21 protein-coding genes and 6 pseudogenes are annotated in these 12,970 nt (G+C 38.7%); all 27 read right to left on the reverse strand.

The window, feature by feature from the left end; all coding sequences use genetic code 11:
• Positions 1-181 precede the first annotated feature (181 nt).
• Positions 182-598, reverse strand: a complete 417-nt coding sequence (locus LAJLEIBI_RS14485; protein ID WP_149301936.1) for a glycosyltransferase family protein — start codon at positions 596-598, stop codon at positions 182-184.
• Between the two features lie 63 nt (positions 599-661).
• Positions 662-1,357, reverse strand: coding sequence for an EpsG family protein (locus LAJLEIBI_RS19850; protein ID WP_416390466.1), 696 nt, complete (start codon positions 1,355-1,357; stop codon positions 662-664).
• Positions 1,350-1,607: a hypothetical protein gene (locus tag LAJLEIBI_RS14495; RefSeq protein WP_149301938.1), complete on the reverse strand. Its 258-nt coding sequence runs from the start codon at positions 1,605-1,607 to the stop codon at positions 1,350-1,352. Before LAJLEIBI_RS14495 ends, LAJLEIBI_RS19850 begins: the two co-directional genes overlap by 8 nt.
• A gap of 172 nt (positions 1,608-1,779) precedes the next feature.
• Entirely contained in the window at positions 1,780-1,938 is a 159-nt protein-coding gene (locus LAJLEIBI_RS19155) for an acyltransferase (RefSeq protein WP_330580834.1), read from the reverse strand.
• 301 nt (positions 1,939-2,239) lie between these two features.
• Positions 2,240-2,542: pseudogene (locus LAJLEIBI_RS14505) on the reverse strand (glycosyltransferase); the annotation flags it as partial.
• 764 nt (positions 2,543-3,306) lie between these two features.
• Positions 3,307-3,420, reverse strand: a complete 114-nt coding sequence (locus LAJLEIBI_RS19635; RefSeq protein ID WP_334296346.1) for a hypothetical protein — start codon at positions 3,418-3,420, stop codon at positions 3,307-3,309.
• A complete protein-coding gene (locus LAJLEIBI_RS18460; protein WP_243133318.1) occupies positions 3,417-3,608 on the reverse strand; it encodes a hypothetical protein in 192 nt (63 codons plus the stop codon). The genes LAJLEIBI_RS19635 and LAJLEIBI_RS18460 overlap by 4 nt, the downstream gene beginning before the upstream one ends.
• 32 nt (positions 3,609-3,640) lie before the next feature.
• Entirely contained in the window at positions 3,641-4,252 is a 612-nt protein-coding gene (locus LAJLEIBI_RS18465; RefSeq protein WP_243133319.1) for a GDP-mannose 4,6-dehydratase, read from the reverse strand.
• 34 nt (positions 4,253-4,286) lie between these two features.
• Positions 4,287-4,544 carry an SIS domain-containing protein gene (locus LAJLEIBI_RS19640; RefSeq protein WP_334296342.1) on the reverse strand — a complete coding sequence of 86 codons (258 nt, stop codon included), beginning with the start codon at positions 4,542-4,544 and terminating at the stop codon, positions 4,287-4,289.
• The gene (locus LAJLEIBI_RS19160) at positions 4,466-4,789 is read right to left on the reverse strand and encodes a hypothetical protein (protein WP_330580769.1); all 324 of its coding nucleotides are present in this window, start codon (positions 4,787-4,789) and stop codon (positions 4,466-4,468) included. Before LAJLEIBI_RS19160 ends, LAJLEIBI_RS19640 begins: the two co-directional genes overlap by 79 nt.
• A 136-nt stretch (positions 4,790-4,925) precedes the next feature.
• A complete protein-coding gene (locus tag LAJLEIBI_RS18470) occupies positions 4,926-5,150 on the reverse strand; it encodes an HAD-IIIA family hydrolase (protein WP_243133320.1) in 225 nt (74 codons plus the stop codon).
• A 274-nt stretch (positions 5,151-5,424) separates the two neighbouring features.
• Positions 5,425-5,955, reverse strand: a pseudogene (locus tag LAJLEIBI_RS19165) (nucleotidyltransferase family protein).
• Positions 5,952-6,167 carry a nucleotidyltransferase family protein gene (locus LAJLEIBI_RS18770; RefSeq protein ID WP_279232017.1) on the reverse strand — a complete coding sequence of 72 codons (216 nt, stop codon included), beginning with the start codon at positions 6,165-6,167 and terminating at the stop codon, positions 5,952-5,954. The pseudogene LAJLEIBI_RS19165 and the gene LAJLEIBI_RS18770 overlap by 4 nt, the downstream one beginning before the upstream one ends.
• A gap of 27 nt (positions 6,168-6,194) precedes the next feature.
• A pseudogene (locus tag LAJLEIBI_RS19645) lies at positions 6,195-7,179 on the reverse strand (GHMP family kinase ATP-binding protein).
• Positions 7,180-7,252: 73 nt separating this feature from the next.
• Positions 7,253-7,713, reverse strand: a pseudogene (locus LAJLEIBI_RS14530) (sugar transferase).
• A gap of 142 nt (positions 7,714-7,855) precedes the next feature.
• Positions 7,856-8,224 (reverse strand): hypothetical protein, encoded by a 369-nt coding sequence (locus tag LAJLEIBI_RS14535; RefSeq protein WP_149301940.1) that lies wholly within the window; start codon positions 8,222-8,224, stop codon positions 7,856-7,858.
• A gap of 392 nt (positions 8,225-8,616) precedes the next feature.
• Positions 8,617-9,611: pseudogene (locus LAJLEIBI_RS18490) on the reverse strand (LCP family protein).
• A 78-nt stretch (positions 9,612-9,689) separates the two neighbouring features.
• The gene (locus tag LAJLEIBI_RS18495) at positions 9,690-10,052 is read right to left on the reverse strand and encodes a hypothetical protein (RefSeq protein ID WP_243133322.1); all 363 of its coding nucleotides are present in this window, start codon (positions 10,050-10,052) and stop codon (positions 9,690-9,692) included.
• Positions 10,053-10,078: 26 nt separating this feature from the next.
• Positions 10,079-10,228: an immunoglobulin-like domain-containing protein gene (locus tag LAJLEIBI_RS18140; protein ID WP_170254073.1), complete on the reverse strand. Its 150-nt coding sequence runs from the start codon at positions 10,226-10,228 to the stop codon at positions 10,079-10,081.
• A gap of 94 nt (positions 10,229-10,322) precedes the next feature.
• Positions 10,323-10,499 (reverse strand): hypothetical protein, encoded by a 177-nt coding sequence (locus LAJLEIBI_RS18145; protein ID WP_170254074.1) that lies wholly within the window; start codon positions 10,497-10,499, stop codon positions 10,323-10,325.
• A gap of 280 nt (positions 10,500-10,779) precedes the next feature.
• Entirely contained in the window at positions 10,780-10,971 is a 192-nt protein-coding gene (locus LAJLEIBI_RS19170; protein WP_330580770.1) for a hypothetical protein, read from the reverse strand.
• A gap of 53 nt (positions 10,972-11,024) precedes the next feature.
• On the reverse strand, positions 11,025-11,234 hold the full coding sequence (locus LAJLEIBI_RS19175; RefSeq protein WP_330580771.1) for a P-loop NTPase family protein: 210 nt from the start codon (positions 11,232-11,234) through the stop codon (positions 11,025-11,027).
• A gap of 134 nt (positions 11,235-11,368) precedes the next feature.
• Complete coding sequence (locus LAJLEIBI_RS19180; protein WP_330580772.1) at positions 11,369-11,686, reverse strand: hypothetical protein; 318 nt, start codon at positions 11,684-11,686, stop codon at positions 11,369-11,371.
• 5 nt (positions 11,687-11,691) lie between these two features.
• On the reverse strand, positions 11,692-12,024 hold the full coding sequence (locus LAJLEIBI_RS18500) for a YveK family protein (RefSeq protein ID WP_243133323.1): 333 nt from the start codon (positions 12,022-12,024) through the stop codon (positions 11,692-11,694).
• Positions 12,021-12,245: a Wzz/FepE/Etk N-terminal domain-containing protein gene (locus tag LAJLEIBI_RS18505; protein ID WP_243133324.1), complete on the reverse strand. Its 225-nt coding sequence runs from the start codon at positions 12,243-12,245 to the stop codon at positions 12,021-12,023. Before LAJLEIBI_RS18505 ends, LAJLEIBI_RS18500 begins: the two co-directional genes overlap by 4 nt.
• 51 nt (positions 12,246-12,296) lie before the next feature.
• A complete protein-coding gene (locus LAJLEIBI_RS18775) occupies positions 12,297-12,413 on the reverse strand; it encodes a CpsB/CapC family capsule biosynthesis tyrosine phosphatase (protein ID WP_279232018.1) in 117 nt (38 codons plus the stop codon).
• 163 nt (positions 12,414-12,576) lie between these two features.
• Positions 12,577-12,962, reverse strand: a pseudogene (locus LAJLEIBI_RS18780) (CpsB/CapC family capsule biosynthesis tyrosine phosphatase); the annotation flags it as partial.
• Between the last annotated feature and the right edge of the window lie 8 nt (positions 12,963-12,970).

Below are 12,970 nucleotides of genomic sequence, written 5' to 3' on the forward strand. Positions count from 1 at the left end.
GGCAAACCTCGCAATAATTATGGCAAACTTGTTCTATAATTTTTTTGGCTTCGTATTCTCTCACTGAGATTGCATCAAAGTCTTTAATTGCATGTTGAAGAAAACTCACTTCTTCAACAGATAGTGCAGTTACCCCATAGATGCTGCATAAGATATTTTTTTGTATTCTCACCAGCAAACTTTAAAAAATAGATATCATTCCATGAACTTGGATTCCAAATCTGATCACTTCCTGCAATAATAATCTTGTATCTATCTTTACACTTCCCAATATTTTTTCACTATATGTAACGCTATGCGGTATCTTCTCCATAAACTTTTCAAAATTAACGTATCTGCCTTTTATTCCTTTCTTAATCTCTGGAAAAAGTATATTTAAAACTTTTAGACCTAATTTTCTCTTGAATATACTTAACATCTCCGATATCCGCAATTTCGTTATTTTATGGATAACCAAAGCTTTATAACTTTGACAATAATCAATTATTTCTGCATCATACCCCAGCTCTCCCATAATTTTAACCATGGCATATGCCTGCAGTATGCCCCCATAATTATAATTCTTGTGATATAACGTTATAATTCCACACTTTTCCACAAATCATATTCCTTCTATAAAAACTACTGCCAGAAAAACATATAAGGCATCGTACTGCCTATGTTATTTATACTTAATCTCAATACGTACTGCACACCTATAAGCGTATAAAATATCCCGTTGATAAGTTTTTTGTTTTTTACAAATCTCATATTGTCGGTCACAAATGGCACAAGTAAAATGAGAACAGGACTGAACAAAAAGATACCCTGGAAAAATCTCCAGCCGAAAAGAAAGCCAGTAAAATTCTAATTCCATAATGAAAGCCCATAAATATAAATTAAAGCTACTGCCAGCTTTCCTGAAATCTGTTACTACAAGTATAAAAATAAATATAAGTATGTGAAAACCGAAAACTACACCATTAGTTATCTGCGATGTCATAAGATATCTTTGGTAAACATCCGGCACAAACAAGCTTATAACAGGAAGGAGTCTGTCATAAAGCATAAGCACAATTCCACCTGCGCCAAATAATAAAACCGCTCGAAATCTGGTTAACTTGATGCTATGTAGAATATATAAAGCAATAAATATAAACACACTCTGATGCATCTGCATCGCCAGAACAATTATCAACAGAAACTTCCATAACTTTCTTTCAAGTATAAAGCAAAAGCCGCCTATCACTATAAGACTGGCAATATTACTCGGTATCATATTTAAAGCAGTCTGATATATTCCAAGTGTAATATATAAAAAAGACTGAGAATCGGTTTTAAAGAATATTTCTTTATCATTACTGTCAATGCTATGAATAACAGAATACTATTACAAATTGTGATCGTCTGTCCTGATTCAAAGAAAAGCCCAGTATTTTGTTATATATCATATACCCAGTTTCAATCAGGTATTTATCCGCATAGTAACTTAAATCCTTCCATGTATGCAGCTGTACGATATCTTCGTAATACGCGTAATAGTTTTTAGTATCAGCCCCTACTGTAATTCCTCTTAATACTGCAATGGCAGCAGGAAATATAACTGCCCCCCAAAATGCAACATCCACCCCGCTAATTTATACTGTCTTCGGTTACAGCCATTTATTGCCATTATTGAAACTAGAATAAAATCACTATATATACCGTCATCTTTTAACCCCGATGTCTCTTCCAAAACCATTCCTGTTGCAACTTCTGGTTTTTCATCACCTTTCCACGGAACACATTTTGTATAGTTAGTTATTTTTCTTTATAACTTTCATAATCTCCAATAACCTTTGCCGGCACACCACCAACTACAGTGCCGTCTGGTATATTTCCCGTTACTACACTACCGGCAGCTACAATCACATTGTCTCCTATTACCGTGTCGTACAGTATTGTTGCATTACAGCCTATAAAACATTATTACCGATCTCTATGCACCCAAGTCTTACCGTATATTCTCTATTCTCCTGCCACTCAAACATAAAGGAGGTTATATCATGATTGACAAATGAGACCCCGTCGCAACATGAACATTGTCCCCATAGCTATTAACCACGGTTCTGTTCCGAATCTAACAGGCCAAAATAGCAATGCCGGCCCATTTTATAAAATATGCTTTTCTTTTTTAAATACTCAGCTCTTTTATAACCATCTCTTAAAAAAACAATTTTATATAATAATAGATTCTTTTAAACTTCTGCATCACATCGTCCTATTCATTTATCAATTTGATCCATTCCTGCACATTATTTTGGATAGAAAATTTATTCATCCTGTAATCCCAAGCAGCTAATGATCTTTTTTTTCGTTCTTCAAATGTCAATTCAAAAAAATCATTTAATGCCTGACTAAATTTTTTTATATTACCGCTCTCTATTAATTCTCCAGAAATATGATTCTTTATCTGCTCTCCAATCGCCCCTACATCAAATGCAACAACATATCTGGATGCTTTGTAGGCATCAATCACTACCCCTGACTGTGTTGCCGTTCTGTACGGGAGTATGATCAATTCAGCTTCCTTAAATGTTTATAGTATTCCTCATTTGTTACATATCCAAGAGTCAGGTTAACATTATTATATTTTTTAATATTATTAATATATACATCTGTTTCTTCTGTGCCCGTCCTACTATATCAAATGAAAGTCCGGGCATTCTTTTATTATCTCTTCCAGATACTCTACACCTTTATAAAGATTTATACGACCTAAAAACAAAACCCTTTTCGTCTGCTGCAAAGGAGTATATTTACCGAAATCTTTGTAAATATCTATAAATTTAATGTTTGAAAATTTTACTTTGTACTCCTTTGAAAGGTAATCTATGTATTTTCTATTATGCACAACTACATAGTTAGAAAATATACCTATCAGTCTATTAAACACTTTAAGCACTTTTTCTTGACGATCACCTTCATGTGGAATAATATCATGAATCACATGAAACTTTTACTTTTCTTAGTAATATAAGCAGGGAAGATTCCACACATGCAATGATTCAAAATATATAGTGTCTATATGTAATTGCCTTATGATGCGCAGAAGTTTTAGATATTCTCTAATATTAAATGTCCCCTTACTGATACCGGGTCTCTTTGGCGCATTAACAAATAGATTGTGATTATCAAACTCGGCTATAAACTTGGGATCCCTGATGCCTATCGTGTAAATATTTGATTTATTCTCAATTTCTCTATATAAAGAATAGATTATTTCCTGATGGTCAACATTATCTGAAAAGCTTATAATTGCAACCCTCATTGCCTTTTCTCTCCTCGTCAATTATATTTGTCCTTCCAATATTCCAGCATTTCCTTTATTGTCTGTTCCAAATTAATCTGCTGTTTCCATCCTGTTGCCTCTTTAAGCTTTTTTACATCTCCTACAATTATTTTTTCGTCTGTCGGACGTAATAGTTTTCATCAACACGAAGCTCAAAATGTATCCCCAGCTGTTGCTCAATTATCTCGATAATTTGGCTGATTTCATAGACCCTCTCAGATGAAATATTATATACTTCTCCTGCTACACCCTTTTCTGCCAAGCTTCTAAGTGCTGTAATTAAATCTTTTACATCCATAATAGCCCGTTTTGTATAGATGTTTCCGACTGTTAAAACCGATTCTTCTTATTTTCACAGTATTGTCTAATAGCTCTATTTGTAAAATCAGAAGTCACATCATTTTTCTTCCTCGTCCCTGTAGTGTTAAAAATTCTTGCCCTGATAGTTCTTATATTGTCGTTTGCAAAATACTGATAAGAAATCAGATCCTGCCCCACTTTACTTACTCCATATGGGTGAAGTGGTTTTAACTGCGCATTTTCTTTTACCTTTTCGTCTTCTATTTCTTCCAATGTCTTCCCATACTCCGCACTGGAACATGCCACTATGACAATAGGATTGTAATTGGGATATGTTTTCCTTAGTTCTTTAATAGCCTCAAATACCGCTATTGTACCTCCCACATTGACATCCATCGTTTCATATGGCTTTTCCCATGAAACAGTCGGATAGCTCTGTGCTGCCAAATGATAGATTTGTTCGGGCATATACTGCCTGATTATTCTTTCTATATTCTTTGGATATCTGATATCACACTCTATAAGATTTACACAATTTGAAATTTCATTTAGATCTACTGTTGGTTTATAATAAGTTCCTACTACTTCTATCCCTCCAGCTTCATTATCTCTATTAAATGCGAGCCAACCATCCCCCGGCACCAGTAACTAAAACAGTCATATTCAGATTCTCCTTTCAAAAGAACTCATCTTCTAGCATAAGACACAAACAGTGATATATCGGCAAATGCAATTCCTGTACAAGATACGTTTCAGATTCTGGGACTATAATCGATACATCGGCCTTTTCTCCTAAATACCCACCATCCTTACCAGTCAGTCCTACAACAGTCATACCCTTTGCTTTGGCTGTAACTATCGCATATTTAATATTACATGCATTTCCGGAAGTTGATATGGCCCATAACACGTCTTCCTTTTCCCATATCCCCATACTTGTTGCGCATATACTTGATCTCCATCTACATCGTTCGCAAAGGCACTGTTCAATGCCAGATGATTTCCCAATGCAATAGCCGGCAGCTCCTGTAGATCATCTGCAAGTACTCTTCCCATATCTTTATCGACATTGCATAACTTTTCCTGCATATCTGATGCTATCGTTCTCTGAGATTTAAAGCCTTTCATTAATTCTCCCACTATATGTTCTGCATCTGCAGCGCTTCCCCATTTCCCCAATTAATAACTTTCCCCTTTATAACAGTTCTTTAATATATCAAATACTTCTTCTATCTCTTTTCAACGATACCAAGCATAGGATATCTGTCAATTAATAGTTTCACTCTCTTTTGTTGTTTTCATTCATTCTCAGTCCTCAACGGTGGTAAAATATCCTTAACGCAGCAAAGTAAATCTGAATATTTTTCCCCTCTCCCAGCTTCACCACTTTACATCCCGCCGCTATTCCAGCTTCAACATCAATTTCACTATCACCGATCATCCACGATTGATTTAAATCAATGTTGTACTCTTTCGCTGCACGGAGCAGCAATCCGGGGCTCGGTTTTCTACATTCACATTTCACCTTATACTCTGGCACTTCTCCTCATATCCCCTATCTGGATGGTGCGGACAAAAAAATATTGCGTCTACATATGCTCTTTCTGTTCCAAGCAGTGTCTCCATCTTATTGTGAATTTCTTCTAATTCGTCTACTGTCACTTCCTCTGGCCACCACAGGCTGATTCGTAACTACAACTGCCAGATATCCTGATTCATTAATACAGCGTACAGCTTCACATACTCCTGCCTTCAATTTAAAATCGTCAATATGTTTTAAAAGCCTACGTATTCATTAATTGTTCCATCTCTATCTAAAAATATTGCTTTTGTTTCTCTTTCAAATTTCTTTCTTTGACTTTCCCAGATAATATATCAGCCTTAACCTCTGCCAGTCTTTCAGGCGTACCCATGTCTTTTACATATTCAGGGCTGTCATATGCGTACAACATCCCTTCAGAAATCAGATTTTTCAGTATGTCTCTGTCCAAATCCATCTTCTTAAACTCAGTAATTTTATCTAAAACCTGTGAAGACAAAATATGTATTCCTGCGTTCACCCTATTTTTGTACCATTTTCTCTCATCTTCTTTACAAAGCCATTCCAAAACCCTTCCTTCTTTATCGGATCTTATCAGACCACTGTCAAACGGATGATCGTTGGGGTGTATAAAATTGTCGCCTTCCCCTCTTTTGCTTGTGATATCTTACAAATCTGCCAATATCAATATCAAAATAATATCTCCATTAATGAGTATAAAATCTTCAACTATTTTATTTTTAAGCAGATATAAAGCACCTGCAGTCCCGAGTGGGGACTCCTCAACTATATAATTAATCGTCACACCAAAAGCTGCGCCGTTACCAAAATATGCCTGTATCTGCTCCCTTTATAGCCAATGATAATAATAATATCCTTATAACCCTGTTTTTTAAGACACTCTATCTGATATTCCAATATAGGTTTTTCCAATACAGTAATCATCGGTTTGGGAACTGAGGAATTTATACTTGCTATTCTAGTACCCATTCCGCCAGCCATAATTATTGTCTTCATTCCATATCCCTCTTCCCGAATATTGTCTTACCCTTCCAAATCAAAACTTTCTGGAGCGTAATAAATCACTCTAGTCCCTCATCTTCAAACTCAAATGGAATATATAGGAAATCCTTCAAAATCTCTTTAACCTGATTCTGATATTCTGGTTCAACATAGAAAAGTAAAAACCTCCACCACCTGCTCCAAGTAGTTTTCCCCGACTGCCCCCGCTGATTTTGCTTTTTCATAGCATAGATCAATGGCCTCTGTTGACACTTTACTTGACATATTTCTTTTAATTTCCATGTATAGTCAAGCAGCTTTCCAAACTCAGATAAACCACTTTTGTAGTCAATACTTTTTCTGCTTCATCTACCAGCTGCAGCATTTCCAACAGCTGATTTATTTTTGTCTCAATAGACAATTGTGCTTCTTTTGAATATCAGAAGAAAATCTTGAAAATCCAGTAAAAACAGCATTAATCTGTTGTTTAATTCTTTTCTTTCTAGTTGAAGAATGACAGGGTTCACCCTATACCCGTCCGCTCCGAAATTAATGCGGTTAAATCCGCCAAATGATGCCGCTATTTGATCCTGTATCCCTCCCGCCTCTGCGCACAGTGATCTTTCCAGATAGATTGCATCATCCGCCAGGGTTCTCTTATCGACTCTTTTTCCTTTCAAAGCATAAAAGCATTCAACATACCAACAGAAAATGAACTGCTCGTCCCAAGTCCGGAACGCGCCGGCAAGTCCCCTTCATAGCTTAACCTCAGTTCATACATTTCCAAATATTTCATTGCTTCCCGAATTGCAGGATGCTCAATCTTAGAAATATCAGTAACCCTTTCTATTTTTGAATATACCAGCTCTGATGTATAATCAAAAATCTCGGAGATGCCTGACATTTACATAACAATATTTATTAAAACTCGTAGAAAGCACTGCTCCGCCATGTTCCAAATAAAACTCCGGAAAATCAGTACCTCCTCCAAAAATGACATTCTAAATGGTGTTTTAGTTGTTATCATGTTCTCTCCTAACGCAATAACTTAATATTTTCTGTTTCCTCCGCTTATATTAGAAGGCGTTTTCTGCCTTCCTCTATCCCTTCTGTACTTTCGGGAATAAAAGAATTTTTATCGTCCAGACAATTAGTTTCAGATCCAGCAAAACAGATTGCTCATTTATATATAGCAAATCCAGTCTAAGTTTGTCATACGGAGTTGTATTATATTTCCCGAAAACTTGAGCATATCCAGTCAAACCTGCTTTAACCTTTAATCTAAGCTCAAATTCTGGCAGTTCCTTTAAGTATTTCGCCTCTATTTCCGGACGCTCCGGTCTTGGCCCCACAACAGACATATCACCCTTAATGATGTTGATCAACTGAGGCAGTTCATCAATCCTCGTCATACGGATGAATTTTCCAACGGGTGTTATCCTATTATCATTTCTACTGGCAAGCCGTGCTCCGCCTTTTCAGCATCAACAACCATGCTGCGAAATTTATATATTTCAAATATTTTGTGACCTTCGGTGAGTCTGGTCTGTTTATAGAACACCGGTCCCCGTCATATAACTTAATGCATAGTGCCACAATACCTAAAATAGGAGAAAGCAATACGAGTCCGGTTAAAGATAGTAATATATCAGATAAACGTTTTACAAAAGGATAATACCAACGCACCAGTTCTCGCCTTCTTCTCATAAAGGAATATCCAGAGAGTGAGAAATCTCATATTCAGACGTTAAGATTTCCTCTATATCTCTCGTAATATAAAGCTCAACATTCTTGTTCTCACAATAATTTATAAAATATTTTTTACAGCTGTTACTTACCTCGTATAGATAAACTTTCTGGCATTTGTTTAAATACTGCTCTAACTCAGACTTTATCTCTTTCTCCGCAAAACAACCTGCCACTATATGTATCTTCTTTAATGCTTCGATCTTCTTAACAAGCCTCTCATAGTCATTTTTGCCATATATTATAGTAGTCTGAATGGGCAGCATATATCTCATTATCCACCTGTTAAATACAAAGTAACAACTATCACTCCTGAGAGCTGACACATAAATATAACAAAAACAGGTAAAATAAACATCATTCTGTGATAATATACGGCCGCTTCTACGTATAGAAATATATCTGACAGACCAAAACACAACAAGTGAAAATACACCAAATCTGTCAATCGATATTCACCTATTCTATAAGCATGATACATTTTGCCAGCACATGATAGACGAGTAAATATAAAATTGCAATTATTATCAATTTCATATGACCTTCGAAACCCTCGCTCCACCATGGACTGTAACTTGTATCCCACATTATCATGGCAAGCAGAAAACAAACAGCCAAATCACCAGTTTATAAACAAACTTTATAATCTTTATTTTATCTTTTCGTATTTTGTTCATAAGCACCACTCTTTTCCGCCCCAATACATTCTATTATCCTTTTATTTTTCTTCTGCGATGCTGTTCATCCTATCTTTAATCTGTCGTACAGAACTTTCATCCGGCCACATTACATACAATAACTGTTCTCCTGAGGAATAGCATATCTGCTCATCTCCTTTTCCAGTCGCAGCTGTGGATTCAATAGTCCATGATGTTCCGTCTGAAATCTGCATATTTATCATACGTGACATTTCATCCTGAGTCATATTTGTCTCTACACAATTACTAATGTTCTTAAGTATTTCATTTGCACTTGTCAAAATTGCAGGTGACATCGCTTTCTGTAAGATAGCTGTCAGAACTGCTTCCTGGTTTTTCCTCTGATTATCTCCGGACTCAAAGCTATATCGTTCTCTTGAAAATGCTAATGCTTCGTCTCCGTCCAGATGATTGACACCTTTCTTAAAACTGCTGCCCATCGCTGTAAATTCATAATCAGAATTTACATCTATACCCCAAGCGCATCTACAATCGTAATCAACGATGTAAAGTTCACTCTTGCATAATAGCTAATATCAATTCCATATATCCTTTCCAGAGTATTCATGGAAACATCCACACCATATATCCCCGCATGTGTCAATTTATCTCTCTGTTCTCCAGAAATGTCCGGAATAGGCACATAATAATCCCTTGGCGTTGTAGTCAGCAGAATCTTTTTTGTACTGGGATTTACTGTCATAATAATATTTACATCGCTCCTGCTGTTTGTTGTAATCGGTCCAGAAACATCAATTCCACTAATATAGATGTTAAAAGGAGTCTCTATATCAGCCTCATCTGCTTCAACAGGAGTATCAATTCCATATTGATATAAAATCCTTATTTCTGATGAATAATCCTCTATTGCATCATCCAGTATTCCTGCAAACGCTTCATTATAAATCGCTGCATCAATCCGGCCTTTTAAAAGAGCTTCCGCCTCTTCCTGTAGCGTGTCATACTCTTCAAGCTTCATATCTCTGCCTATGACTTTCTGCACATCTTCGATCATTTTCCCGTTATTTTCCTGGTCCACCGATGTCTGCACTCCAAAGCGGTAGTTTTTGCGGCCAGCAGATTTGCGGCCGGATCATCTTTTGACCACAACGATCATATTGTCTGTCTTGTAGGTTGCTCCTCCTACATCCTTCATAAGCTGGGCGGCCTGCATGATATAGAAAATGCCTGCGGCCGTCGCGGCGCTTATAAGGACACTCAGGACAATTCCAACAATATGTATCTTGTTCTTTACATACTGCAGGCCGAAACAGACCGCAAATAACAGGATAAGCAGTCCGAACATTACTGCCATATATTTTGCCGGCAGCCATCCGCTGTTAAAGACGACTACAGCCAGTACAACGGAAAGCAGCAGCTGTAGAAGTGTAATAAGCCTGCCCGCCATATGTGTACTTTTCTTCTTACTTGAATGCGTATGTGTATGCTTTTTCATATGTATCTCCACTTCTTATTGTACTGTCAAACTAAATGTTTTACGTCCGACGTATTGCCCTCGCTGTCACTGACATAGAATCTGAGTTCATATGTCCCTGCAGTATTTATGTCATACTGGCCGTCCACATGAATATGACGGTATAGCGTATTCTGGTCATCTTTATCATCCGCCACGCCTTTCACATAACTGAGGGCATCAAAACCCCGCCCGCCTTGATCTGAGCATTGTCGGCATTCAGCGCGATGACCGGCCTTACTCCGTCCGGCTTTAATTCTTCACTGTCAGAAGCCTCGTCTTTGTCTCCCGGTGTGTGATCTTCTCCGTCTTTCTTTCCTTCCGTTTTTCATCCGGCATGTCACTGCTTTCATCCGGTGCGCCCGCCTGTATCCCCGTGGCAAATTTCACTTTCCGCACAGCAGTCCCGACATTCCTGTTGCTGTCCATGACTCCGTAATATACGACCGCCTTCCCATTTTCCAGAGGTACGATCTTATATACAAAACCGCATCTGACAAGTCGCCGTCCCTGTCATCCTCTGCCGATACTCCTTTTAGAAGGCCACTGTAATCATCTCCTTCTGTGTAGGATATCTCCATCTCTTTACGACAATTTCAGGCGGTTTGTCATCATGCCCTGCATACAGAAAAATGATACCAAAGCAAGGACTGCCGAACCTGCTGCCAGAGCCAGGGCCAATAACCGTTCCTTCATCTTATGTTACCCTCTACTTTTTCCCGTATTCTCCATAATACTTTCCATAATATTTTCCGTAATATTTATTCTGCTTCATATTCACTTTGTTTAATACAACGCCAAGGATCGGACAATTAGATTTCTCCAGCTGTTCCTTTACAACTCTTGCGAACTTATAGCTGATGGCATTTGCCGCTATCACGAGCACTGCCGCGTCACACACAGCAGCAGCGATCGCGCTGTCAATAACGCTGCCCAGAGGCGGAGCGTCTATGATTATGTAATCATAGATCTTTCTGCACTGGTGATAAAAGAACTGAAGCGCTTATTCCCAAGCAGTTCTGCCGGGTTCGGCGGTACCACTCCGGAAAATATGACCATCAGTCCCGGTTCCTGGGTTTTGTATATGATATCGTCCACCTCCGACTGTCCTGACAGAAAATGACTGAGCCCTTTTAAATCCCCATTCACTTTATGCCTTCCCATCAATACTGATTTTCTCAGATCCGCATCCACAAAAGCACTCTCTTTCCGCCCTCTGCCAGCGATTGTGCCAGTGACAGCGATACTGTACTTTTCCCTTCGTTAGAGTACAGCTTGTAAATACGATCACTTTATTGTCAGCCTGAAAATTCCACATTCGTACGAAGGGTCTTATATGCTTCATTGCTGCGGTAATCTTTTGTCATATTCTTTAAATATATTTCCTGCATTTCCATCATCCTCCTTACCGCTTCATACTCTTCACAAATTTCCTGGCGGACATGCCCTTTACCTTTTAGACTTTTGACCCCTTCCTGAATTGGAATGGATGTCAGGACATTCAGTCCAAGGTAATGCTCTACGTCATCCGGTGTCTTAATCGTATCGTCCAGCACAAATATGAGCACAATAATGCCAAGAGCAATGATAAGTCCCAGAAGACCGCCTATCGCCATATTTTTTACAAGGCTTGGCGACGAAGGTTCCGTCGGAAGATTTCCTCTTCAAACGTATTTACGGAATCTGCATCCATGATCTCTGTTATCTGTATACTCACGGATTCACGCAGTGCATCTGCAATTTCCTTAGCCAACTTCGGATCCTGATTCTCAACTATGATCGTCAGTATTCTCGTGTCCACAGGTGTCTCGGCTGTGATCGTTTCCTCCAGTTCCTCTGCTTCCATATCCAGATTCAGCACTGCTATCACCTGCTCCAGAACCGGTCTGCTCTTTACGAGTTCCATATAATCTTTGGTCAGCTGTGTCCCGGTCTGAATGTCGCTGTAGGTCACGCCGGCCTGCTGTCCTGCTTCGTAAGAACATACATCTTTGTCGTGGATGAATACATTGGCGTTATAAACATCTTTGTTCCTGCAAACGCAAGCAAAGCCATAAAGATCCCCGCCAGAATAACAAGGTGTATCTTACTCCACACAGCCAGAAACAATTCTGTCAGGTCTATGTTTATCTCATCATTTTCAAATTCTCTGTTTGCAACACTATTTTGATTCATTCTCAACCCTTTTCTTCAGCATTATCTTCGCATTGCTGAAAAATATCCTCCTCATATAGTCTTCTCCATATTTTTCTCCACATAATCTGCCGCCTTCTTCATTCTCGGAGCCCGGTGCGCGGCGCCGTGGGCATCCGTTCCCACACAGAACACCAGATCCCGGTCCATAAGTTCCTTTACAAATCTTTTTATTTTCCTGCGCTGTCACCGGTTATACTTCCGGCATTGATCTGCAAATGCGCGCCCATCTCCCACAGATGCTCTGCAAAACCACATTTTCCACAATACATTCATATCTTTCCACATGAGCCAGGATGACCTCGTAACCGTTCATCTGAAGCTGCTGGATCCCCTGCTGGATATACGTATATGTATCGGAAGGGAAAATTCAACGAGAATATATTCTCTACGGTTCATGCTGAGTATTCTTCCTTTTAACTTTGCGGGAATATCCTGCCCAAAGTAGATCTCAGTTCCGAGATATACGCGGAACCGCTCATCGATCCTGTGCGCAGCCCTTCTCAGCAGCTTTAATCTTTCAAGCAGCACGTCCGGATGTTCCTTTCCTCTTCTCGGATGGTAATGAGGTGTGGCTATCATGCATCGGATTCCATCGTCATAGGCTGTTTTCAGCATCCGTTCCATCTCTTCCACACTCCTGGCTCCGTCATCGACCGCAGGCAGTATATGGCAGTGCATATCTATATATCCGCCCATAAATCTTC

The organism is [Clostridium] hylemonae DSM 15053 (genome assembly GCF_008281175.1).
Taxonomy (GTDB): Bacteria; Bacillota; Clostridia; order Lachnospirales; family Lachnospiraceae; genus Extibacter; species Extibacter hylemonae.